At 36.7% G+C, this 23,997-nt stretch carries 20 protein-coding genes; 15 read left to right on the forward strand and 5 right to left on the reverse strand.

Annotation, left to right across the window (positions count from 1 at the left end):
• The first annotated feature begins 172 nt into the window (after positions 1–172).
• The 10 genes from ES765_RS09280 to ES765_RS09325 all read left to right on the forward strand — a co-directional run bounded on the left by ES765_RS09280 (position 173) and on the right by ES765_RS09325 (position 12,415).
• Positions 173–580 carry a PepSY-like domain-containing protein gene (locus tag ES765_RS09280; protein WP_138113496.1) on the forward strand — a complete coding sequence of 136 codons (408 nt, stop codon included), beginning with the start codon at positions 173–175 and terminating at the stop codon, positions 578–580.
• A 103-nt stretch (positions 581–683) separates the two neighbouring features.
• Entirely contained in the window at positions 684–2,000 is a 1,317-nt protein-coding gene (locus tag ES765_RS09285) for an aspartate aminotransferase family protein (RefSeq protein ID WP_138113498.1), read from the forward strand.
• Complete coding sequence (locus tag ES765_RS09290) at positions 1,997–2,920, forward strand: carbon-nitrogen hydrolase family protein (RefSeq protein ID WP_138113500.1); 924 nt, start codon at positions 1,997–1,999, stop codon at positions 2,918–2,920. Before ES765_RS09285 ends, ES765_RS09290 begins: the two co-directional genes overlap by 4 nt.
• Before the next feature lie 29 nt (positions 2,921–2,949).
• Positions 2,950–3,357, forward strand: coding sequence for a VOC family protein (locus ES765_RS09295; RefSeq protein ID WP_138113502.1), 408 nt, complete (start codon positions 2,950–2,952; stop codon positions 3,355–3,357).
• Positions 3,358–3,360: 3 nt separating this feature from the next.
• Positions 3,361–6,096: an aminotransferase class I/II-fold pyridoxal phosphate-dependent enzyme gene (locus tag ES765_RS09300; protein ID WP_138113504.1), complete on the forward strand. Its 2,736-nt coding sequence runs from the start codon at positions 3,361–3,363 to the stop codon at positions 6,094–6,096.
• Between the two features lie 30 nt (positions 6,097–6,126).
• A complete protein-coding gene (locus ES765_RS09305) occupies positions 6,127–7,665 on the forward strand; it encodes a biotin carboxylase (RefSeq protein WP_138113506.1) in 1,539 nt (512 codons plus the stop codon).
• A gap of 79 nt (positions 7,666–7,744) precedes the next feature.
• A complete protein-coding gene (locus tag ES765_RS09310) occupies positions 7,745–8,935 on the forward strand; it encodes a C45 family autoproteolytic acyltransferase/hydolase (protein ID WP_138113508.1) in 1,191 nt (396 codons plus the stop codon).
• A gap of 25 nt (positions 8,936–8,960) precedes the next feature.
• On the forward strand, positions 8,961–10,319 hold the full coding sequence (locus ES765_RS09315; RefSeq protein WP_138113510.1) for an NAD-dependent succinate-semialdehyde dehydrogenase: 1,359 nt from the start codon (positions 8,961–8,963) through the stop codon (positions 10,317–10,319).
• A 121-nt stretch (positions 10,320–10,440) separates the two neighbouring features.
• Positions 10,441–11,283 carry a mechanosensitive ion channel family protein gene (locus tag ES765_RS09320; RefSeq protein WP_138113512.1) on the forward strand — a complete coding sequence of 281 codons (843 nt, stop codon included), beginning with the start codon at positions 10,441–10,443 and terminating at the stop codon, positions 11,281–11,283.
• Between the two features lie 178 nt (positions 11,284–11,461).
• Complete coding sequence (locus tag ES765_RS09325) at positions 11,462–12,415, forward strand: hypothetical protein (protein WP_138113514.1); 954 nt, start codon at positions 11,462–11,464, stop codon at positions 12,413–12,415.
• Between the two features lie 763 nt (positions 12,416–13,178).
• Here ES765_RS09325 and ES765_RS09330 read toward each other — a convergent pair.
• A complete protein-coding gene (locus ES765_RS09330) occupies positions 13,179–14,372 on the reverse strand; it encodes a PAS domain-containing sensor histidine kinase (protein ID WP_138113516.1) in 1,194 nt (397 codons plus the stop codon).
• Between the two features lie 1,177 nt (positions 14,373–15,549).
• Between ES765_RS09330 and ES765_RS22885 the strand changes: the two genes are divergently transcribed.
• Positions 15,550–15,789, forward strand: coding sequence for a PH domain-containing protein (locus ES765_RS22885; protein WP_138113520.1), 240 nt, complete (start codon positions 15,550–15,552; stop codon positions 15,787–15,789).
• Positions 15,790–15,856: 67 nt separating this feature from the next.
• Here ES765_RS22885 and ES765_RS09345 read toward each other — a convergent pair whose 3' ends face one another.
• Positions 15,857–16,636, reverse strand: a complete 780-nt coding sequence (locus ES765_RS09345; protein WP_138113522.1) for a DUF481 domain-containing protein — start codon at positions 16,634–16,636, stop codon at positions 15,857–15,859.
• 231 nt (positions 16,637–16,867) lie between these two features.
• Here ES765_RS09345 and ES765_RS09350 point away from each other — a divergent pair, with 231 nt between their 5' ends.
• The 4 genes from ES765_RS09350 to ES765_RS09365 all read left to right on the forward strand — a co-directional run bounded on the left by ES765_RS09350 (position 16,868) and on the right by ES765_RS09365 (position 20,617).
• Complete coding sequence (locus tag ES765_RS09350) at positions 16,868–18,148, forward strand: M24 family metallopeptidase (RefSeq protein WP_138113524.1); 1,281 nt, start codon at positions 16,868–16,870, stop codon at positions 18,146–18,148.
• Between the two features lie 297 nt (positions 18,149–18,445).
• Positions 18,446–18,811 carry a hypothetical protein gene (locus ES765_RS09355; protein ID WP_138113526.1) on the forward strand — a complete coding sequence of 122 codons (366 nt, stop codon included), beginning with the start codon at positions 18,446–18,448 and terminating at the stop codon, positions 18,809–18,811.
• Positions 18,812–18,936: 125 nt separating this feature from the next.
• A complete protein-coding gene (locus ES765_RS09360; protein WP_138113528.1) occupies positions 18,937–19,836 on the forward strand; it encodes a neutral zinc metallopeptidase in 900 nt (299 codons plus the stop codon).
• Positions 19,837–20,392: 556 nt separating this feature from the next.
• A complete protein-coding gene (locus ES765_RS09365) occupies positions 20,393–20,617 on the forward strand; it encodes a hypothetical protein (RefSeq protein ID WP_138113530.1) in 225 nt (74 codons plus the stop codon).
• Positions 20,618–20,975: 358 nt separating this feature from the next.
• Here the strand turns inward: ES765_RS09365 and ES765_RS09370 are convergent, their stop codons facing one another.
• From ES765_RS09370 to nirK, 3 genes are read right to left on the reverse strand one after another with little or no spacing between them, the layout of a single operon-like run.
• Positions 20,976–21,680, reverse strand: a complete 705-nt coding sequence (locus ES765_RS09370) for an SCO family protein (protein ID WP_171017272.1) — start codon at positions 21,678–21,680, stop codon at positions 20,976–20,978.
• 5 nt (positions 21,681–21,685) lie between these two features.
• A complete protein-coding gene (locus ES765_RS09375; RefSeq protein ID WP_249356307.1) occupies positions 21,686–22,441 on the reverse strand; it encodes a formylglycine-generating enzyme family protein in 756 nt (251 codons plus the stop codon).
• Positions 22,442–22,474: 33 nt separating this feature from the next.
• A complete protein-coding gene (gene nirK, locus ES765_RS09380; protein WP_138113532.1) occupies positions 22,475–23,947 on the reverse strand; it encodes a copper-containing nitrite reductase in 1,473 nt (490 codons plus the stop codon).
• Positions 23,948–23,997 lie beyond the last annotated feature (50 nt).

Below are 23,997 nucleotides of genomic sequence, written 5' to 3' on the forward strand. Positions count from 1 at the left end.
TGGGTTAAATCGGCTGCAGCACAAATAATTAGTGAACCATCCATACTATTCTAGAATTTAAAAAATAGTACGATTTACGCTTAAATCATTTTTTAAAAATTTAAAAAATGGAACGAAATAGCCGAGGCAAAACCAAATCGTATCACACCCTTAAAAAAAATTTAAGTAATAGATGTCATTATCAGTAAAGCGTTTGTTCAGAAGCAGGAAACCTATCGCAAATGCAATGGTCTTAAGCTCGTTTAATTTAAAATTCCCCAAATCAACGCACATTTTATGGCAACAGACAGGTGTTTTTAAATGGCACGTTAATTTCAAGCATAAAAAGAAAAAATGTACGGCTTTATTCAATAGCGAAGGGACATGGCTAGAAACCATCACCTTTATTTCATGGGATAAAATTCCTGAACAGATACAACGTACGATGGAGGAAAAATATACTCGTAATGGACTTCAACAAATCTATCATGTTCAAACTCCCAATCGAAGTATTTATGAGATAAATCTTAATACTAGTTTATACTCACTTAAACTCCTGTATGACCACTCAGGTAAAATTGTAGGCAAATTGTTCTTGTAAAATCACTTCACCCTAGAAGCTTAGCTCATTATTCAATACATAGGAAAATGGGTGGAACTGATTTTATCAAGTCTACCTTATAAAATAACGGAAACTATTAAAAATGATTAAAGAATTGACTAAATCCCAAGAACTCCTTAACCGAAGAAAAGAGGCGGTTGCTAACGGTGTTGGCGTTTTTAATACGGCTACGGTACAAGTTGCAAAAGGAGCAATAATTATTGATGTCGACGGGCGGGAGCTTATTGATTTTGCTGGAGGCATTGGCGTTGTAAACGCTGGTCATTGCCCTGAACCTGTTGTGGCTGCGATACAGGAACAGGCCGGAAAGTACCTGCATACCAGTTTTAATGTGGTTACCTACGAACCCTACATAACACTCTGTGAAGAACTGGCGGAGATTTTACCACATGGTAAAAAGACAAAGTCTATGTTAGTAAGTACAGGTGCCGAAGCGGTAGAGAATGCTATCAAAATTGCACGACAAGCCACTAAACGCCCTGCTGTCATTTGCTATACTGGGGCCTATCACGGGCGGACTATGATGGCGATGACTTTGACAAGTAAAGTGAGTTATAAAAATGATTGTGGCCCTTTTGCTCCAGAAGTATACCGTCTTCCTTTTCCAAATTTTTATAGGTATCGTGGGTCACGTGATATGGATCAATTTGTAGAAGACGAACTCAAAAGGCTTCATGAAAGTGCGCTTAACCTGGTGGATGTAAAAAGCGTTGCAGCTGTAATTATAGAACCAATACAAGGTGAAGGTGGTTTTAATCCTGTTCCTCAAAAATACCTAGAAGGACTAAGAGACTTTTGCGACGCGCATGGAATTTTATTAATCATGGACGAAATCCAGAGTGGATTTTGTCGCACAGGGCACTGGGCAAGTTGGCAACATTACGGGGTGCAACCTGATATTAGTACGTATGCGAAATCTATGGGGTCAGGTCTGCCTATTGCCGCAGTCGTTGGCCGGGCAGAAATTATGGATGCTGCGGCTATTGGCTCTATTGGTGGCACCTACATCGGAAGCCCTATCTGTTGCGTTGCGGCATCTGCGACAATCAAATACATGAAAGATATTAATTTGAATGAAAAAGCCTTCAAAATAGGTAAAGTAATCATGGATAGATTACACCATTTAAAGCAGCAACATTCTGAGATTGGCGATGTAAGAGGAGTAGGCGCTATGGTAGCCATTGAATTTGTCAAAAACGGAGACCCTAGGCAGCCTAATTCCGAAATATGCCCTAAAATCGTGAAAGGTTGTGCCGAAAACGGGTTAATTATTTTAAGTGCAGGTACCTATAAAAATGCATTACGGATTTTATCACCTTTAGTAATAACAGACGAACAATTAGAAAAAGGCTTATCTATTTTGGAAGCCGAAATTAAAAAAGCAATACACACTATATGAAACCATTCGCAATCGCAGGAATACAAATGAACGTGTCGGCTGTCGCTTCCAATGTGGAAATGATGAAGCTGAAAATTGATATCACCATGAATCTTTACCCTTGGATAGAGATGATTATGTTTAGTGAACTTTGTGCTTTCGGCCCTTTGACGCACACCGCACAACCAATTCCAAATAATTTTGAAGTTGAAATGCAAGCCAAAGCCAAAGAATATGGAATATGGCTACTTCCTGGCTCTATATTTGAAAAAAGTGAAGATAAAATTTACAATACGGCAACCGTTATCAATCCTCAAGGGGAAATTGTAACCCGTTACCGTAAAATGTTTCCTTTTTATCCTTACGAAACTGGTGTAACACCAGGAGAGCATTACTGCGTATTTGATGTGCCAAATGTGGCTCGATTTGGGGTGTCTATTTGTTATGATATGTGGTTTCCTGAAACCATCAGAACATTGGCAACCATGGGTGCCGAAGTTATCATGCATCCTACCATGTCAGGAACTATCGATAGAGAAATCGAATTATCTATCGTAAGAGCTATGGCTTCTATTAACCAATGCTATTTATTTGATGTCAACGGTTTGGATACTGGTGGGTGTGGTCGATCAATTGTATGTGGGCCAGACGGACGCGTATTACATCAATCTGAAGGCACCGAAGAAATTATCCCCTTAGAATTGAACATTGAAAGAGCTAAAAGAAGTCGCGAATTAGGCATTCTTCGTTTGGGACAACCTTTAAAAAGCTTTAGAGACCATTTAAAGTCAAGCCATTTTGGTATCTATCAACCCAATTTAGAAACGCCATACCTTGATTCTTTAGGGCCACTTATCAAACCTACACGTTTGGATAAAATCACAGAACTAAAAATCAAAGAAAACGCATTAGCACAAAAAGTCTCCCCTCTCAAACAATAAGTATAATCGTTTAATTTAAAATAAAAAATATGGGTGGAATTCCAATGAATAAAAAGAGTAAAGAAAAAGCAATTAAAGATTATGTGAGTTGGTTCGAAATACCTGCGATTGATTTTCAACAAGCAGTACATTTCTATAATCACATATTTGGAATTGATATGGCTCAAAATATTACGGATGTCAATGCCATGGCCTTTTTTCCAGTTACGTCAGGTATTGGCGGAGCGGTAATTTCAGGCCCTGGATCAATTCCTTCTGATAAAGGCCCACTACTCTATTTAAACGGAGGTAACGATCTAAACAATGTACTTAATAAAGTAGAAGAGGTAGGCGGCCGCGTAGTTATGACAAAAACTCTCATTAGTTTAAACGAGGGGTATTTTGCCATTTTTTTAGATTCACAAGGAAATAAACTGGCCTTGCATTCAAAAAATTAAAACGTGACTAAAAATAAAACAAAAACTGCACCTTATTATAACATCGGACAACTTCGGGTCGATTTTTGGAACAAGCTAAAAATTGAAACCTCCGAACTAACACGTTGTCATAAAGGGTCTGTAAATGAAAAAACACACAAACAAAAAGTAACGGAGTTACTAAAAGATTTAAAAGGGGTGGAATGCTTTTTCGCCTCTCCCGGAAAGGAGCGTTTGCAAAAACTAGAAAGTGCATTTATAAGTCAAGAATATGCCTCCTTAGCCAATTTGGTGTCGGAAACTACAAAGCAACTGGTGGGCGACAGCTATAAGAGTAATCCAGAATTTATTGATTTTGAAGAGCAAAGTATGCAGTCTGCCGAGGAACATGACCAGCATAATAGCGTTCGGAAAAATCATTTTGAGGTTCTATTTGTTGACAATATTTCTGAACAAGAAGAGCATAAATTGAAGCATAATTTAAGAACGCTACAAACATCAAATGACAAATTCAGTTATGGTGTCGTAGTACAACGTTCTTTTCAAGACGCTATGATCACGTTGCTTTTCAATCATAATATTCAAGCTGTTGTAGTGCGATATGCCCCGCCTTATCATTCAAAGCTAATTACACCACTTATAAAACCCTATATTGAAGAAGTTACTAAGCATGATTTTTCTTCAAAACCAGAAACTGATCTTGGGCCTATAATTGGCGGATTAATCAAACAACTTCGGCCTGAGCTAGATACGTATTATGTTACAGATACATCTTTAGCACACTTAAAAGATAGTACTATAAAAGGGTTCAGACGTATATTCTATCAAACAGAAGACATACAAGAACTACATCTAACTATTATGCGCGGTATAGCTGAACGTTATAATACCCCATTCTTTTCTGCCTTGGTGGAGTATAGTCAAAAACCAACTGGGGTCTTTCATGCCATGCCCATATCTCGTGGAAATTCAGTATTTAAATCCAGATGGATAAACGATTTTGGTGAATTTTATGGCCGAAATATGTTTTTGGCTGAAACATCAGCCACAACAGGTGGCCTAGATTCACTATTGCAACCAACGGGGCCAATTAAAAAAGCGCAAGAGATGGCACGCGATGCCTATGGTTCGCAAAACACCTATTTCGTAACCAATGGAACATCTACTGCAAATAAAATTGTTATGCAGGCCTTGGTTAAGCCTGGAGATGTGGTTCTAATTGATAGGGATTGTCATAAATCGCATCATTACGGATTGGTTTTGGCAGGTGCTTATCCAGTGTATTTGGATTCCTACCCGATTGAAGAATACTCTATGTACGGAGCGGTTCCTTTAGAACAAATTAAAACGAAGTTATTAAAGCTTAAAGAAGCCGGAAGACTAGATAAAGTGAAGATGCTACTCTTGACCAATTGCACTTTTGACGGTCTTGTTTACAATGTACAGCGCGTTATGGAAGAAGTGCTCGCCATTAAGCCCGACATGGTCTTTTTATGGGATGAAGCCTGGTTCGCTTTTGCAGGGTTTGCATATAGTTATAAGCAAAGAACGGGCATGTTCACTGCAAAAAAGCTTTATGAAAAATATAGCAACGCTAATTATAAAACAACGTATAAAGAACATGTAAAAGGATTAAGTGGTGGAGAACAATCATTATTGCCAGATCCTGATAAGGTTAAAATACGTGTCTATGCTACTCAAAGTACACACAAAACGTTGAGCAGTTTTAGACAAGGCTCTATGATTCATATTTGGGATGAGGATTTCCGTAGAAAAACTGAGAACACCTTTCTAGAAGCCTACATGACCCACACTTCTACATCACCAAACTACCAGATGTTGGCGTCTTTAGATATTGGCAGGCGGCAAGTACAACTTGAAGGATTTGAATTGGTCGAAAAAAGTATTGAAATGGCCATGGTACTCCGTGCTAAGATTAATGACAATCCTCAATTGAGTAAATACTTTGATGTTTTGACTGTTCATGATTTTATTCCAGATAAATTTCGCCAAACTGGTCTTAAGGAATATTATACCCAAAACGAAGGTTGGAACCGCATGGACGAGGCTTGGCAGAAAGATGAATTTGTTCTGGACCCTACAAAAATCACCTTATATATTGGAAAGACTGGTGTAGATGGTGATACTTTTAAAAACAAATATTTAATGGATAAATTCAATATCCAAATTAACAAAACGTCTCGTAATACGGTACTATTCATGACGAATATTGGTACCACTAGAGGTAGTATCACCTATCTGACTAATGCACTTTTAAAAATTGCGGATGAGTTGGATGATGAGTTAAAGGCTTTAAACGATAAGGAAAGGGAAATACGGGATAAAAAGATACATTCATTAACCAAAGAAGTGCCACCATTACCAGACTTTAGTTATTTCCATCAATCATTTCAGGCTGTGCCAGGAGTGCCAGGAGGCAATCTGAGAGAAGCCTATTTTTTAGCATATGATGAAGAAAATTACGAATATGTTCCATTAAATGACTGTTTATCAGTTATGGCCACAGGTAGGAATCTGGTAGCTTCCACTTTTGTAATCCCTTATCCTCCTGGCTTTCCTGTATTAGTGCCAGGTCAAGTGGTTAGCGAAGAAATCATCAACTTCATGACGGTTTTAGATGTTAGTGAAATTCACGGATACCGCTCTGATCTTGGTCTTCGGGTATTCAAAGAAAAAGTGCTGGATAGGCATAAAATCACCACATCAATGGGCGGCATGTCCATTGGAAAAAAGAAATAGCAATTAATTTAATTTTTGAAACATATTCATATGACTACAAAAAAAGCAATAGACACAAAAAAAGCGGAAAAACCAATTCGTAAAAAAGTAACACCTGCAAAAAAGACTTCTAAAAATGAAGTACTTAATGGAGTCGCTGATATAAGACGATTCTTTCATAAAAATGAAACACCGCTATATTTTATTAGTGCAACCAATTTCAATATGCTTGGTGCAGATGAATGGATAAAAGGATTTAAATTTATATGCCATATCGAATGTTTTGATGGACTGCATCCCAATGTGTTTTCACCACAGCAGGAAATTCCTCATGATGAATTTACGAGTATTGAGGATATTAACAATTACCTACTTCAGCATCCTGAAGTTCAAGCGTATTTGAACCTCAGAAAAAAAGGAAAGTCCGCAGGAAAAGCTATGTTTTTAATGTTTGATGAAAAAACGGAAAAGCTCGCTAAAAAATTAGGCCTTGAAATAATGTTTCCTCCGGCTAAGATGCGAACCTTAATGGATAATAAGGTAAACACGAATAGATTAGCTGAAAAAGCAGGTGTACCTTGTGTGCCATACGTACTTTCTCCTGTTTCAGATTATGCGCATTTGAATAAAGTTTCTAAAATTCTTGGCACCGATTTAGTTATCCAAACGCCTTTTGGTGATTCAGGTCATACTACATTCTTTATCTCTAATGAAGAAGAATTTAAAAAACATGAAGAGGAGATTATCAAAGAAAAAGAAGTCAAAATAATGAAACGCATCAATTGCAAAGGCTCCGCGATTGAAGCCTGTGTAACAAGGCACGGTACTATAGTTGCTCCTTTAATGACAGAACTTGTTGGCTTTAAAGAACTGACCCCTTACAAAGGCGGTTGGTGTGGTAATGAAATTTATCCGAATGCATTTAGTCCTGAAATTCGAGAAAAAGCAACAAAATACACGCAATTATTCGGTAATCAGTTAAGAAAAGAAGGATATAAAGGTTATTTCGAATTGGATTTTCTTATCGATCAAGATAATGGAGAAATTTATCTTGGGGAATTAAATCCGAGGGTTACGGGCGCGAGCTCCATAACCAACCATGCAGTTTTCGCATTGGCAGATGCTCCTCTTTTTATCTTTCATATTTTAGAATGGATGAATGTTGAATACAGCTTAAATGTCAAAGAAATAAACGATCGATGGGCAAGACAAGAGAACATAGACGGATGGAGTCAATTAATCATTAAACATACCGAAGATACTATAGAGTATGTTTCTCAAGCTCCAAAATCGGGAATTTGGAAAATGTTTGATACTGGTCACATACAATTTGATAGGATGGATACCCACAGAAGAGCGGTAGAAACCGAAAACGAAGCATTTTTTCTACATATTGCTAAAGAAGGGGACTATTTGTATGAAGGTGCAGATATGGGTATTTTGGTGTCAAGAGGTCGCATGATGACCGATGATTTTAAAATCAACGCACGTGCACAAAATTGGATCGATGCCATTCGTGGAAAATATGTGTCAGAAATTGTAGAAGATAAACGAGAGAAAATTGCACTAACGGGTAGTTTAACCAAATAAGCAGCACAAACACTTTGAATGGTATTTACCATTCATATCGCCCATAAAATTTTATGGGCTTAATTTTTATAGATACACTATGCAATTAAATTTTAGTACGGTCTCTGAACCGACTACTGCAGGAGCAAAATGGAATAAATTATTTAATACCTTTTGGCCAGGATACCGAACTTGGTTTTTGTCAAAAGACACCGTGAACACACCTGATTTGCAGACTTCACAAGATGCGCTAAAAAAATATATGCCTAAAATGTGGTCAACGTATGAGCATCTGTGCACATTGACCAATGCCGACCCTGTTATTGCTCGTTTTTTGACAGGATTTCAGCCGCCAGCATATATCAGTGCTTGTGCACAAGCAGTCATTAAAGCAGATGAAATTCAACTAGTCCGCAATTATGATTATCACCCAGATTTACTGGAAGGCACCATATTATTGAGTAAATGGAATGACCATAAGGTGATGGGTACTTCTGATTGTTTAATTGGAATAGTAGATGGCATGAACGATTCAGGACTTTGTGTTTCCCTCACATTTGGAGGTAGAAAAGAAGTTGGTTATGGATTCGGAATTCCTTTTATTTTAAGATATGTATTAGAGTTTTGCACCAATACAGCTGAGGCAGTAAACGTATTAAAAGGCATTCCATCGCACATGTCATATAACGTGACTATAGTTGACAAAACAGGGGCTTCTAAAACAGTACAATTAGCTCCTGATAAAGCACCATTAGTAACTAACGACTCATTCGCTACAAATCATCAAGGTGAAATAGATTGGCCTGAAAATGCTCAATTTAATCAAACAATAAAGCGGTATAATTTTATTAAAAATTACTTGAAATCAAAAAATATTAGTGCGAATGAATTAGCAAAGGCCTTCTTGCATTCTCCGTTGTATAACACAAAGTTTACTGAAGGATTCGGAACCTTATATACCTCAGTTTATCAGCCAGAAAACTTACTTATGAAAGTACTCTGGCCTTCTATGGCACTAGAAAGAAGTTTCGATAATTTTGCTGAAGAAAATATCCTCATACAATACAATTCTACTATGCAACCCGTTATTCCTTCTAACACTTTGGGGGCAGCTCCTGTAGAAAGTAATGAATATAGATGGCAAGATGCAGTTGTGGATTCATTGGTCAATGGTATGGCTGGTAAAAAAACAAAACAAAAACAAAAAGAGCTTCGTGATCGACTAATGCCTGGCGGTGAAATAGCTTGGGAAGTAGTAGTTGATTATTGGAACGAACCTGTTGAATATTAATTTGGCAAATTAAATGGTATAAAAAATGGAATTCAAAAGTAATAACCCTTACAATGATGAGCAAGTTGGATTATATACAGCACTTACTCAAGAAGCCTTAGTTGAAAAGCTAAACAGAAGCCAAGTGGCTTTTGAGTCTTGGAGAAAAGTTCCACTTTCCAAACGCTGTCATCTAATTAAAAAAGCAGGACATGTATTACGGGATAACGTAGAAGTGTATGCCAAAATGATTACGTTAGAAATGGGGAAACCTATTGAAGAATCAAGAGCAGAAGTGAACAAATGTGCCTGGGTGTGTGATTATTATGCTGAAAATGCAGCGTCGTTTCTAAAGGACGAATTCATTGCTACCGATGCCTATAAAAGTTTTGTTAAGCATGACCCTATTGGTGGCGTGTTGGCGATAATGCCTTGGAATTTTCCATTTTGGCAAGTTCTTAGGTATGCAGCGCCGACTTTAACAGCAGGGAATACAGGATTATTAAAACACGCTCCAAATGTTTTTGGCTGCGCGCAATTAATCGAAGAAGTTTTTATTAAAGCAGGGTATCCTCCTCATGTTTTTCAAAATTTGATAGTTCATCATGATCAAACAGAATTTATAATTGCACACGAAGCAGTAAAAGCTGTAACCTTAACAGGAAGTGAGAGAGCAGGTTCAGCAGTTGCGGAAATTGCGGGTCGACATATCAAAAAAACGGTATTGGAACTCGGCGGTAACAATGCTTTTATTGTTTGGGAAGATGCCGATATTGATGTGGCGGTTAAAACCGCTATTAATGCCCGAATGTTAAACTGCGGGCAAAGCTGTATTGCGGCAAAGCGCTTTATTTTAATGGAAAGCATATATGACGAGTTCGTCATAAAATTCATCGAAGCCGTAAAACAATTAAAATCGGGAGATCCAATGAACGACAATACCAAGATAGGACCACTAGCGCGACTTGATCTTGCGGATCAGTTGAATAAACAGGTGAATGAGTCAGTAAAAAAAGGCGCAAAATTATTGCTCGGAGGAAAACAAAATGGTTGCTATCATGAACCAACCATTTTGGGAGATGTAGTGCCAGGGATGGCTGCTTTTAATCAAGAAACTTTTGGTCCTTTAGCGGCAATGATTAAAGCTAAGAATATAGACCATGCCTTTGAACTCTCAGAAAATTCTACCTATGGACTTGGAGTAACCGTATTTACCAAAAATATTGAAAAGGCATTAAAATATGTCGATAAGATAAACGATGGGGCCTATTTTATTAACGAATTAGTGAAATCTGATCCTAGACTACCTTTTGGTGGAACTAAAAAATCAGGGTATGGTCGCGAATTAGCAAAAGATGGTATGATGGAATTTATAAATCGGAAAACCGTTTATGTAAAGGAGTAGTTGAAGTTGTTTAAAAAAAGTAAATTTAACGCGGCTTTGTAGGTTATGAATTTACGGTTGAAAACCAATAGTTCAAAACTAAATTATAGGCCAAATAAAACGCACAATAGCTTATTTAGGTATGGAAATAGTAAATCATATTTTTGAGACTGAAATCCTCAAATTGGGCAGTTATACCCTAAAGGTTTCTCAGGTGTTCTCCATTTTGATTATCATAGTGACTACCAAAACAGCATTGTGGCTCATCCGTCATGCCCTTTTTCGCAAGTATAAATTCAAAAACATAGATAAGGGAACCACGTATGCCATATTTCAAATAATAAAATATGTACTTTGGGTAATGGCTATTGCATTGGGCTTTGAGGCTCTGGGAATAAAAGTAACTTTATTATTAGCTGGTTCGGCGGCACTATTAGTAGGTATTGGACTTGGATTGCAGCAAACATTTAACGATGTAATATCGGGAATCATCTTGCTTTCGGAACGGTCTATAAAAATAGGGGATGTATTGGAAATTGATAGTGATGTTGTTAAAATCGAAAGTATTGGTCTTAGAACTTCTAAGGCCATCAATAGGGATGACATTTCCATAATTATTCCTAACTCCCTAATCACCACTAGTAAAGTGATTAATTGGAGCCACCAATCACATCAGGCCCGGTTTAAAATAGATGTTGGCGTAGCGTATGGGAGTGATGTGGATAAGGTTATAAAAATTTTGGAAGAAAGTGCTTTTGAACACCCTGAAATCCACGATATAAAATTAGTAGAAGCACGATTGTTGAACTTTGGAAACTCCTCATTAGATTTTCAGCTTTTATTCTTTAGTTCAAGCATATTCAGAATAGGAAAAGTAAAAAGTGATATCAGAAGAATTATAAATAAAAAATTTAACGAGCACCAAATAACAATACCCTTTCCACAAATGGATCTACACTTTAGATCCAATGAAAATGATAAGTAGTAAAAGCTTGAAAAACAACATTATATATTCTCAATCAAATGTGTTATAAATTACCGGGGCGTGCTGTTGAATACCGAAGCTTTTTTGTTTTTTTAAATGAGTTTCTCCCTCTTAATTTATTCTATTTTTATACGGGGCATTCGCTTTCTTGTAACGGTATGAAATAAACATTATTTAGATGGAACAACTGATAATATATGCAGGATTTTTAATTGCCGTCTACGCCGTAATTGCAAACGATGTCATACAAACTCTTGGAACTTTTATTGCTTCAAACTCAAAAATTAAATGGTGGTTTCTTTGGGTTTTTGCCGGCTCAATACTAACAGTCACCATACTATTTGGGTGGTATACAAACGGCGGCGATGCGTCTTATGGCAGGTTATCAGAGATACCGTTGCCAAACCCTATGCCTTGGTGGTATCTATTGGCGCCAATTTCTTTGCTTGTTATAACCCGTTTCGGTATTCCAGTTAGTACCACTTTCATGATATTGAGTGTATTTTCTTCGGGTCAGCTCATTGAGAAAATGATTCTTAAGTCCGTTTTTGGCTATTCCTTGGCCTTCGTTGTGGCTTTGATTCTTTACCTACTTATATCGCGTAAATTTGAATCTCCAGCATCCATTCGTTTGATGGACAAGAAAAAGCAGCGGAAATACTGGTTGGTAGCACAATGGTTTTCTACCGGGTTTTTATGGTCACAATGGTTGATACAGGATTTTGCAAATATTTTTGTTTTTTTGCCCCGACAATTGCAATTATCCGAGCTTATGATATCCTTAGGTATCATTCTTTTGATAATGGCCTATATATTCAATGCCAAGGGAGGCAAGATTCAGGAAATCGTAAACCAAAAATCGAACACCCAACATATACGATCGGCTACAATCATCGATGCCTGTTATGGTATTTTATTGTATTTTTTTACTACTCTCAATGATGTCCCTATGAGCACTACTTGGACTTTTGTCGGTATTTTGGCAGGTAGGGAAATCGCCATAAGTTATCTTTTAAGAAAAAAGGAATTAAAAAAGACCTACCATTTAATAATCAAAGACTTTGCAAAAGTCAATATTGGGCTCATGGTAAGTATATTGATTGCTTATTTGATTCAGTATTATAAGGGCTAAAGATCCTTTCAGAAAAGGCACATATTTTCTAATTCTGAAGCCTTAATTAAAAGCCACACCTTCAGATTCTATGTTAATAATATAATACAACCTTCGTTTTACGGCACTATATTGTAACTTTTCATAAGACCTAGTTTTGCCTACTGGCTTTAGTCCATTCATCTTAGTTTTAAGTATGAGGTAGACTATACTCTTTTGCGATTTTGACTTGTGAGCTGGCTTTTAAACGTGTAGTATACGAGCAGTTCTGATTAATTTATCCAGAGACTGCGGTAATCTCTTGAAATTGGCTACAGATCTAGACTAAATGAAATGACTAAAGCTATACGGTTGTGAAACTAGGCATCTGATTATTGCCTAAAAAAGGTGTAGAATACCATTTTACCGGAGTGCATTACCCTATTTTATATGCGTACCATTTTCTTGTCCTTTTTAGTATTCTCGTTAATTACCCTTTTATAGGACACCTAGGGTTCATTTAAATGACCCGAAAATCTTCTAAAAAATAGCGTTTCGATGAACTTTAAGAAAGTTTAGGGAACGAAATGGAAGAATGAACCGTTTTTGAAATGGTCAATGATGTACCATTTAGGGTGGGACTACTTAAAACATGTTCAAATAAGTAAAAACAGATTTACTTAAACTTTGATAGCTTATCATGTAGTTCTGTAAAACGTTTGTTTAAAAAAATTAAAGGATTCGTTTATACGTATTCCGAAATTCTTCTCAGTTGTTTGTTCTATAAAATTTTCAACGGTTTCCACTATGTTTTTTTCAAAGGCAACGTAAATTTAAAATCACTTCCCACTCCTACTTCACTTTCGACCCTAATAGTACCACCGAGCTTTTCCATAATCTCTGTACAAAGGGTTAATCCAAAACCAAAACCTTTTTCTTTTGCCGTACCTAAAGAGGATATATTTGCAGATGTACCAAATAATTTTTTACTCGTTTCTTCATTAATTCCAACTCCATCATCAGAAACAGTGATTTCAACTTGGTCTTGTTTTGAAATTACGTAGACATCTATATTCCCTCCTGGTTTAGTGAACTTGATTGCATTTGAAATAAGATTTCGTAAAACTGTTTTGAACATTTCCTTATCTGAAAACACTTCAATGTTATCCGATTTAATTTGATTTAAAGCTATATTTTTGGCTTTCGCAATTGAATTTGACCGTGCGACTACTTCTTGGATAGTTGAGGATAAATATATTTTTTCTGATTTATAATTTAGTTCTCCTGTTTGCAATTTCGCCCAACGTAATAAATCATCAAGCAACGTAAGTGCGTTTTTGGCAATTGAATTTATCATACCTAAATACTGTTCAAATGCTACAACATCTAAATCTTCCACATCTTCAACTAACAGTTCTGATAATGTCAAAATATTTATAAATGGACCCCTTAAATCATGGCCAATTATTGAAAGTAGTTTGTCTTTAGTTACATTTAGTTCTCTAAATTGTGCTTCCCTTTCTTTTAATATCTGTTCTGATTTTTTGCGGTCGGTAATATCACGAACGACTCCAATAAGAAATTTTTTTTCATTAGAATCGATAAACCTCGACTTCCTAGTGGAAATCATTATGGTTTGTCTTCCTCTTACCGTAAGCGACTCCTCATTTATATTTTCCAGTCCATCTGTTAGGACCCGTTGATCAATTTTTAAAAAACTTTCACGCTCAACTAGAGGAACATGTTCTGCAAGCGTTTTACCAATCATTTCAGGCCTTGAAAGATTAATCATTCTGCAAAAGGCATCATTAACAAAGATTAACCTACTTTGGTCATCCTTTACGAATACCGCATCCCCCATATTATCAAAGATGCTATGGGTGTATTTTTCAATTTCTTCATTGTTTTGAAATGAAGAATACAATCGTAAAATTTCATTTTGTTTCTTTAATTCAACAATCTGATTTTTTAATTCCTGAAGGGTCGATTTATCTTGCATTTTTTATCACTTATAAGGTATAAGTTAGGTATAAAAAAATCAATTCATTACATACCCAATATGTCAGTTATACTATATGTATGTTATGACTTATGTAAATAGGTAAATAGGTAAATAGGTAAATAGGTAAATAGGTAAGCTTAGATTATCCCCATTTGAAAAAAGAAAAACACCATCCTAAAAAACAACCATTTTTTAGAACAATTTAATAAAGTACAAGGCTTTAACCTATGAGGAACCCGTACCTGACTTTATTTAGTGTTCTTTCTAATTATTCTTTTATGGGGTACTCAGATTGTATTTCGCCAACACTTTATTTAAACACTCTGTACACTACCACTTCATTAAGCCCATAAATTTTAAATTGAGGTATCAATTAAATAGTGTATATTTTAACTTTAATTTCAACTTTTAACTATGCTTTTTGGTATGCTCGTCTAAGTACAAACGAAAAATACCTCGACGTATAAATCGAGGCTTTTTAAAGTAGGGTGGCGATAAAAAGAACATCTACACAGATAAAGTTTCCAGTTCTTAAAAAGGACGTAAAACCCGTTGTAGACTTTTCTAATAGCACTTAAGCTAAAGTTTTAAACAAAGAATTAATTTGAATTGGAGTAAGTAAAACAAACAATTAATAATTATAATTATGGCAAAAAGTCAAGACTCAAAGAAGAATGTCAAAAAAGCACCTGTAAAAACTGCGAAGGAAAAGAAAGAAGAAAAGAGATTGAAAAAATCAAAATAAAAAAGAAGTTATCTCTTTTCTGTACGGACTAGCAATTACAGCCAAAGTTTAATGAAACTAGCGCAAATATATTAGCGAATAGGGCAGTATTCTTTGGTTGTTAACAATCATGGTCACGCAATTCTATTTTACACATAGATATTGAGTTTTCAACTTTTAGAGGGCACAATCATCAATGAATCAAAAAAGCGGGTGGTTATTTTGCCGCCAGGAGTCAAAAAAGTGTTGTATGCTCTTGACCAAGGCCAGTAAATCAAGAGTGATTGGCGAGTGTAGAAAATTAGACTGAGGTAGCGTATTCCTTTTTCTTGTCCCCGATAATTTAGGTAGAGATTACACCAAAATGATAGAAAAGGAATCAATTTTATCAGACCCCCCCAAAAAGAGGCTTATGATATAGTTGCAGTTTTCGAAGATTTCTATGAAGATATGTCGAATCTATTTACCCAAAATAAAACAATAAGGGCGTTATCCGAAATAGATAAAATTAGGAAAATATCAGAAACGAATAATCCTCTAAGTGCCCCAGCTGCATCTCTAGATAGACTTGAAATTGTATACGATGCATATGGTACCATTTTGATTTCGCCTAAAGATAAATCTGGTTTCATAAAACATATAACTCAATTAAATCCGAAAATTGAAGTTACATACAAATTAAAAACCTAGTGCTACAGTTTAAATTAAGTGTTTTTGGTTAGTGTCTACATAAGGTTATTTATTGGCATTGATGTTTTTATATATTTAAAGTAAAACCAAAACTTATATTTGAAGAGCGATCGTCTTCTAGACTAGAATTAAAGTTAATCACAGAATAATTATATAGTGCGGAAAAACTGATTGTTTTCGTGAGGGGTACTTCCGCTTTGAATTGGCTTAATATTCTATGATTTCCAATATTATTGTATTGAGGTTGAAAGTATAAAGTTCCAGTGATATCGAGATTATATCTTTTGAAGGCTTGGTTTAATGAGACGTAGCTACTATTTCTATGATTATAGAATTTTTGGTCGGTTAACTCGATTGTCTCAATTTCATACATATATGAATTGCCAAAATAGACACGTGTCCTATTAGTGGCGAGGAGTTTAAACCGAAATCCAATCCCCAATAGGCTTCTCTCTGTTATAGTAAGCTTTTTGTTATTCTGGTTTTGCGCAAATGCTTCTAAACGAACGACATCAGATAACTTCTGGTTAAATCTTGCATGCATAAAATATGAGTTCTGAAAATCTTCGTTTTTAGACCGTATCAGGTTAACGTTACCTATTAAGAAATAAATGCTTTTAAGATTCTTTGATTTCAACTGTGTACTCAGATTAGACCCGATTTGAAGAATATATGCACCGTTATTATCTGTGTAATTAAAAAGTAGGTCACTATTAAGAACAAACCTGATGGAATCTGTATGCATACGTTTAGATTCGATATTGACCAGTTGAGCCTGTAGGAAATAGCCAAAAAATAATAGTGAAATACACGTAATCGTTCGAATAAAATTCAAAGAATATTTCATGAGATTTATAAGGAGTTAATTTATTGGACGTTTGAGAAAGCTAAAAGATAATAACAAAATTATCGCTATTTTTATTCTGAGAAAAGTTTAAATAAAGGATTCTAATATTGAAGGTGAAATCTATTAAATATAGAATTTGAAAATGTCAGATCGAGAGGAAAAACTTTTAAAGCTCTTTCGTTGCATCTGAAATACTACATTTAAGCTACTCAAAACCTATCTATTTAGAAAATGAACCGAAGAAACTTTATTAGCTCATCGACCGTTGTTGCCGGAGCCGCAATTTTCACTGGATTAAATTCGTGTAGCCCTAGTTCCGAAAAAAAAAATAAAAAAGCTATCGATGAACATAGCACTTTTATGACTAAAGGTATTTCGCCTATTTCTACTGATGAACTAAAAAGTAGAATTAGCAAAGCCCAACGGCTAATGCAAGAACAGGAAATCGGTGCTTTGTTGTTAGATGCCGGAACATCACTAAAGTATTTTACGGGCCTATCTTGGTGGCCGAGTGAACGCCCCATGATTGCAGTTGTTCCCGCTTTTGGTGAAGTTCGCTATATCTGTCCGGGTTTTGAAGAAACTCGCCTTAAAGAGATTATTGTAGTGGGCTCTAAAATATATCCCTGGCAAGAAGATGAAAACCCGTATGCCCAAGTTGCTTTAGCGATAGCCGAAGCTGGAGTCTCATCAGGTAAAATCGGTATTGAGGAACGTATGCGTTTTTTTATCTATAATGGGATAAAGAAGGAAGCGCCACAAATGGCCTTTATTAGTGCGGATTCAATTACCATACCCTGTAGAATCATAAAATCCCCTGCTGAAATTGCCCTGATGCAAAAGGCAACGGATATTACTACACGTGCGATTCAAAATGCCCTTGGTAGCCTGAAAGTAGGCTCAAGTCCTTCTGACTTTGCACATGCCATTGAAATGGCCCATAAAAACCTTGGTGGATATCATGAATTCGGGATGGCTAATTTTGCGGAAGCTTCAGCTTTCCCCCATGGCAGTACCAAACCGCAGGCATTGAAAAATGGAAATATTGTGTTAGTAGACTGCGGGTGTGCGGTCGAAGGCTACCAGTCAGACATTAGTCGTACGGTTGTGTTTGGCGCAGAACCTACGAAACGACAACAAGAGATTTGGGACTTGGAGAAAAAAGCTCAAGCGGCAGGATTCGCCGCCGCCCAACTCGGCATGCCGCTTAAAAATGTAGATGCCGCAGCCCGAAAGGTAATTACCGATGCTGGGTTTGGCCCCGAATACGAACTGCCTGGATTGCCACATAGAACAGGCCATGGTATTGGAATGGACGGTCATGAATGGGGCAACGCTGTAAAAGGAAATGAACAACTATTACAACCAGGTATGTGCTTTAGTATTGAGCCTAATATTTCGATTGTAGGGGAGTTCGGAGTGCGTCTCGAAGATTGTGTATATATGACCGACCAGGGGCCTAAATGGTTCTCTCAGCCTAGTCCTTCAATAGACCAACCCTTTGTTTCGTAACAACAAGATTCTTACAGCGTAACAAAGAACAGTTTTGTGCCTGCGTTGCTTTTAAAAGGTAAAGTTCAAATAAAGGATACCTCTTAATCGTATTTGAGCATAAAACTATCAGTATTTAATTTAAAAATTGAACAATTACTATAGAGGTAAGATTCCTAAAAATCAGGGTTAAGTTCATCTAACCTCGAGGCTAATTGCTCATTCACTTTTGCACTTTATTAAGTTAGTTAAAACACCGTTTGAGCAAAATTGATGTTGTTCATTTTGTAATTTTAGTTTATAATCAAATAGTTTCAAATGGATACAGGCAAGAAGATTCAAGATAATGACAAATTATTTGGGCGCGCAGAAAAGGATGTCCCGAAAAGTGGTGGTCTAAGTCAGGATGACCATGATAGGGAGTCCATTGGAAATTTAAAGGATGTAATAGGAAAACCTGTTAACAATGGAGGAGTGGCAACTTCGAAATCTGACTTACAGCTAGAATTGCAGTGGTTAGAAGTGCGTGATGAATATCTTTCACATTATCCTGATGTGCAGGATGCAGACTTCGAATATGGAAAAGGAAGTTTTTCAGTCATCATCGAAAGTATAGCAAAAAGAAGGCAACGTACATCGAAAGAGATACGTGATGAAATTATGGAATGGTCTTCAACTAAATAAGGACAATCTTTAAAGTCTAAAAGAGGTATCTTTATTTCTATAGCGCATGAAACAAATTCAAACTCTATTTAAATTATTAAGGTATATAGTACAGTTTAACTTATTTTATTGAATAAATTATTAGTATGAAATGGCAAGGAAGGCGTAAAAGTTCAAATGTAGATGACCAAAGGGGCAAGTCTAATTCAAAAAGAGGTATCGGTGGTTTTAGTCCCATGTTGATTGGCCCATTAATTAAGATTCTTTTTTCAAAAACCGGTTTGATTATCGTAGGACTGTTTCTTGTATTTTCATTTGTTACCGGTACTAACCCCATAAGTTTACTTGGTAATTTTTTTCTTGGGAGCGAGAGTCAAACCACATCTACGGCACCCTATGAAGGTACTGAAGAAGAGAATACCCAGGCCGACTTTAGTGCTACTATTCTGGCCAGTACCGAAGATGTTTGGAATGATCTTTTAGACAATTACCGCGAACCTACCTTAGTACTTTTTACAGGTTACGTGGCATCTGCATGTGGTTCCGCCTCTAGTGCTACGGGGCCTTTTTACTGTCCTGGTGATGAGAAATTATATCTTGACCTCAGTTTTTTTCAGGATATGGAACGACAAATGAATGCTCCTGGCGACTTCGCACAAGCCTATGTCATTGCACATGAAGTGGGTCACCATATTCAAAAGCTTATGGGAACTATGGATAAGGTAAATAAACTCAGAGGGCAATTAAGTGAGACAGAATTCAATAAATACTCCGTTCGATTGGAACTACAGGCCGATTTCTTAGCGGGTGTTTGGGCAAATCGCTCTCAAAGTATGACGCAAATGATGGAGAAAGGTGATCTTGAAGAAGCCCTTAATGCAGCCAATGCCATTGGCGATGATCGGTTGCAGCAGCAGTCGACTGGAAAGGTAGTTCCCGATTCATTTACGCATGGCACATCAGAACAGCGAATTCGATGGTTTAAAAAGGGGTTTGAAACTGGAGATATTTCGCAGGGAGATACTTTTAATGCAACATCTCTTTAATTGAAGTACAGTAAGACCCTCGATCATTAATCATTCAAATACCTAAGCAAAAGCTTGAAATAAAACAAGAGCTTAGCCTATGTGCCGTAATTTACTCGCAGGGAAATGGTACGTCGTCACGCCAAGCTGACGAGAACACTGTGAAATATTCATAAAAAATAAGGTTCATTAAGCCAAACGCATCCACTAACTATAAGAAACTGACAATAAGATACTTAAAAGGTTAAATACCATATGATTTAAATTGTCACCTACAAAAGTTTGGGTGAGCAGGGTCGCTGTAATCAAGGATTTGTGCAACAACGTAGCTCTGATAGCATTTACTTTTATAAACGAATAGTTGAAAAAGGTTAATAGTTTATTTTTCCCAAAAGGTTCATTAAAGCCGAATGCTCAAATGGCTAAATTCGCTACACCCCAACTCCCGAATTAAAAATGATTACCTTAAAGTCAAAGTTTAAATAAAGGTCAATTCAATTTCACTTACAAAAGAATAATGCTGAAAGTATCATCCAGACTTATCAACTATAGTACATTGCATAAATAAATTATTATCATGAAATTAAACTTATTGTCTTGTGATGCTCAGAGGCCAGATAGAAGGGCTATAGCCAAATGTATTGCAGAGATTTCATCTAACATTGATGAATCCTTATCGAATGAACTTACGGATATACTCTTAGAAGGAGACGCTGTAGATATTGAGATGGAAGACAGAAACTCTGGTTCTGCTTTAAGATCTTTGCGTAAACTAAGTATTGACTACGAAATCGTAGAATGAACCAAACCTCTTATCAAAAGCCCTAGTCCATCACTCTACTGTCTACCTTATATTCCTTGTAGCACCTGCCACTCAATAATAGAGAACCAATTAATGGCAACGATTAAACATCATCACTTATTCTAGTGCACACCCATTGCTCCATTATCCACCGTATATGCTAGGCATTTTGATTTAAAACCAAATGAGATTTTTAGCTCTATTTTTAATTAATATCAAATACAATATAGCCTTATCCAAAAACCGAAGAGTACTTAGCCAGCCCAAAACAATAGATGTGGCTTCACAGCCAAATTTAAAATGTACACCTAATCTTTACAAGGTATTTTTAACGTTGGCAACAACAAATGAAAAAAACTCAATTTACAAGTTCTAGAATCTTATTGACGGTTTTTTTATGATCTACACCAAGGCCTTCTTTTTGGTAAACTAATTCTCCCCCTTGGTCAAAAACGCTAATAATATTAGAATGAGAGAAATCCATTGGAGAAATCTTCTTATAGTTTACAGCCAAAACTGCGGCAAATTCTCGGGTATCCGCTACAGATCCTCTAAGAAAAACCCATCGATTGGAATTCATTTCGTTTTCTACGGCGAAATTCTTTAACCGCTCAGGTGTATCAGTTTCAGGGTCAATACTCACCAATACCATTTTTAAATTATCCTTACCTGCTTGCGGAATCTGCTTTTCAATAGCCCTCATATCGGCTGCCAACCTAGGGCATGCAGCTTGGCAAGAAGTATAGATCATGACCATTACCACAACGTTTCCCTGTAAATATTTCAATTCAACCTCTTGATTGTCTTGGTTTGTCCAAACCGATGGAAGGTTATATATCGACATGTCTGATATTTCATTCGTTTCTTTAATTTTTGGTTCGTAGACCTTTAGTTCCATTTTACAGACAGAACAGATTCCTGGAGCTTCATACGTTTTATCGCCTTCACACTTCATAGGGCATTGGTACGAGATTGTAGCCAAATCATCCTTTTTCTTTGTATTACAAGAGATAAGTGTACTTATTACAAGGAAGAGAATAAGTATCGTTTTTGAATTTTTCATTTATTTTATATTTGGGGAACGTCCATCGCACAACGAAATCCTAGATTCTTTACTGCGTAGTTGGCCTTCATACTTCCACGAAAGGCATAGCGCATAAACGCGGCATAATTCATTAGATCTGAAGCCCCAACAGCCGCGCTACCACAGAAAAGATTACTGTCCTTGTCTACATCTTTTCTTGATTCTCCGGAAATCAACACTGCGTTGAAGTCCATGGTCCATTCCCAGACCAGCCCGTGCAAATCATAAACACCCCAATAGTTTTTAAATGTAGAGCCGACTTTCTTCTTCAAAGACTTGGGAGCCTCGTACCAATCTAATATACTTTGGTTATAGGATTCTTTTTTTCTAGCATCTGCTGTGGTTTCATCAGCCATCGCTGCATATTCCCATTCATCGATGGTTGGCAATCTTTTACCTTGACATTCACAATAATTCTTTGCCGCAAACCAAGATACACTTGTTACAGGGCCTTCTGCGGCTAGCATTTTACCGTAGGAAAGATCACCTTCCCAATCGACTAAATAATTACCATCGGCGAATAACCGTATTACCTTATTTTTTTGCCATTCCGGAAATTCCCTGACAAATTCTAAATAGTCGGCATTAGTAACGGGGTAAACATCCATCGATAAATCAGCTATCGTGACGGCCGTTGAATCTACCCCATATAAAGGAATATAAGTTCCACCCTTAATTTGTACCATTCCCTCTTGTGACCGAATTGTATGAAAGGTCAAAGCAGCTAAGAGTACAATCATAATTTTAAAGAAAGAACTCATATTTCTAGTTGATTAATTACTATTTCGAACTGCTTTTACCATGGATGGTACTACTTCTTTTTTATCATTGCCCCAACTATTATATACGTATGTCAGCACGTTTGCCACTTCATCATCAGACAACGTCTGTGCGGTCATAATACTATTATACTTTTCACCATTAACTGTGATTTCACCTGTTTTACCATGTAAAATTATATCTATCGCTCTGTTAACATCTGCGTTAAGGTAATCGGATTTTGCCAAGGGTGGAAACGCATTAGGTATTCCTTGTCCTTCTGCTTGATGACAGGCAAAGCAGGTCTGCATATACGTCTGTTTACCGAACTCCATTCGTTCTGCCATCGATTTGGCAGGTATTTCTGATTCGGGTAAAGCATCCGAAGAAGGCATTTTTTGTATACCACCACCTTCGGGTAGGTAAATATCATCTCGCAACTCACCCGAATACACAGCTTCGTTCTCATCGCCCTGAACTTTGAGCATTCCCAATGCACCTTTATTGAATGCCCTGAAAATAGAGTGGTCTACTAAAATGAAAGTTCCCGGCACTTCTACCTTAAACTCAACAATCGTAGCGCCCCCAGCCGGAATCAAAGTGGTCTGTACATTTTCATTGATTGAACTTCCACCTTCAATATGAACCCTATCAAATATTTCCCCGATTACATGAAAGGACGATACGAGATTAGGACCACCGTTGCCTACATAAAGCCGTACAGTTTCACCAACATTGGCGGTAATGGCATTATCGCCTGTAAGTGCGCCTACTTTACCATTAAATACCACATAGTCAGCTTTTTCATCAACTGCTTTTTGCATATCGAAAGGCTGCAATCCACGATCACCATTGTTGCCTTTGGTATAAAAATCGCCTTGCATGATATAATATTCCTTATCCACATCTGGCAGGCCTTCTTCAGGCTCTACTAAAATTAGACCGTACATTCCGTTTGCAATGTGCATCCCCACGGGAGTCGTAGCACAATGGTATACATAAAGACCAGGATTTAGTACTTTAAACGAAAAAACTTTTTCATGACCAGGAGCCACAAAAGAAGATTCGGCACCACCACCAGGACCTGTAACGGCATGAAGATCTATGTTATGAGGTAATTTATTATCAGGATGATTTTTTAGATGAAATTCTACCTCATCTCCAACCTTGGTTCGGATAAAACTGCCAGGTACTGTTCCTCCAAATGTCCAGTACACATATTTTACCCCATTGGTCATTTCACCTTCCTGTTCAAGGATTTCCATATCTACAATCAATTTTTTGGCCTTTCTCTTACCGGTTGGCGGAGGTACATTTGGTGGTGAAGTCAATGTGGCAATCATTTCTACCGTAGCAGGAATTTCCATACTACTGGTAAATTTACTTTCCTCTTTTTTATTGTTTTTACATGATAAAAATGTTATAAAAATTACTATGGCAAAAAGTAACCTTGTAGACTTAAGGATACTAAATTGATATGTTTTCATACGTATGGTTTTAATTATTTCTAAAAATTTTGTTAAAAATAGATGTTTTA

Source organism: Maribacter sp. ACAM166, assembly GCF_005771495.1.
In the GTDB taxonomy this organism is placed as follows: domain Bacteria; phylum Bacteroidota; class Bacteroidia; order Flavobacteriales; family Flavobacteriaceae; genus Maribacter.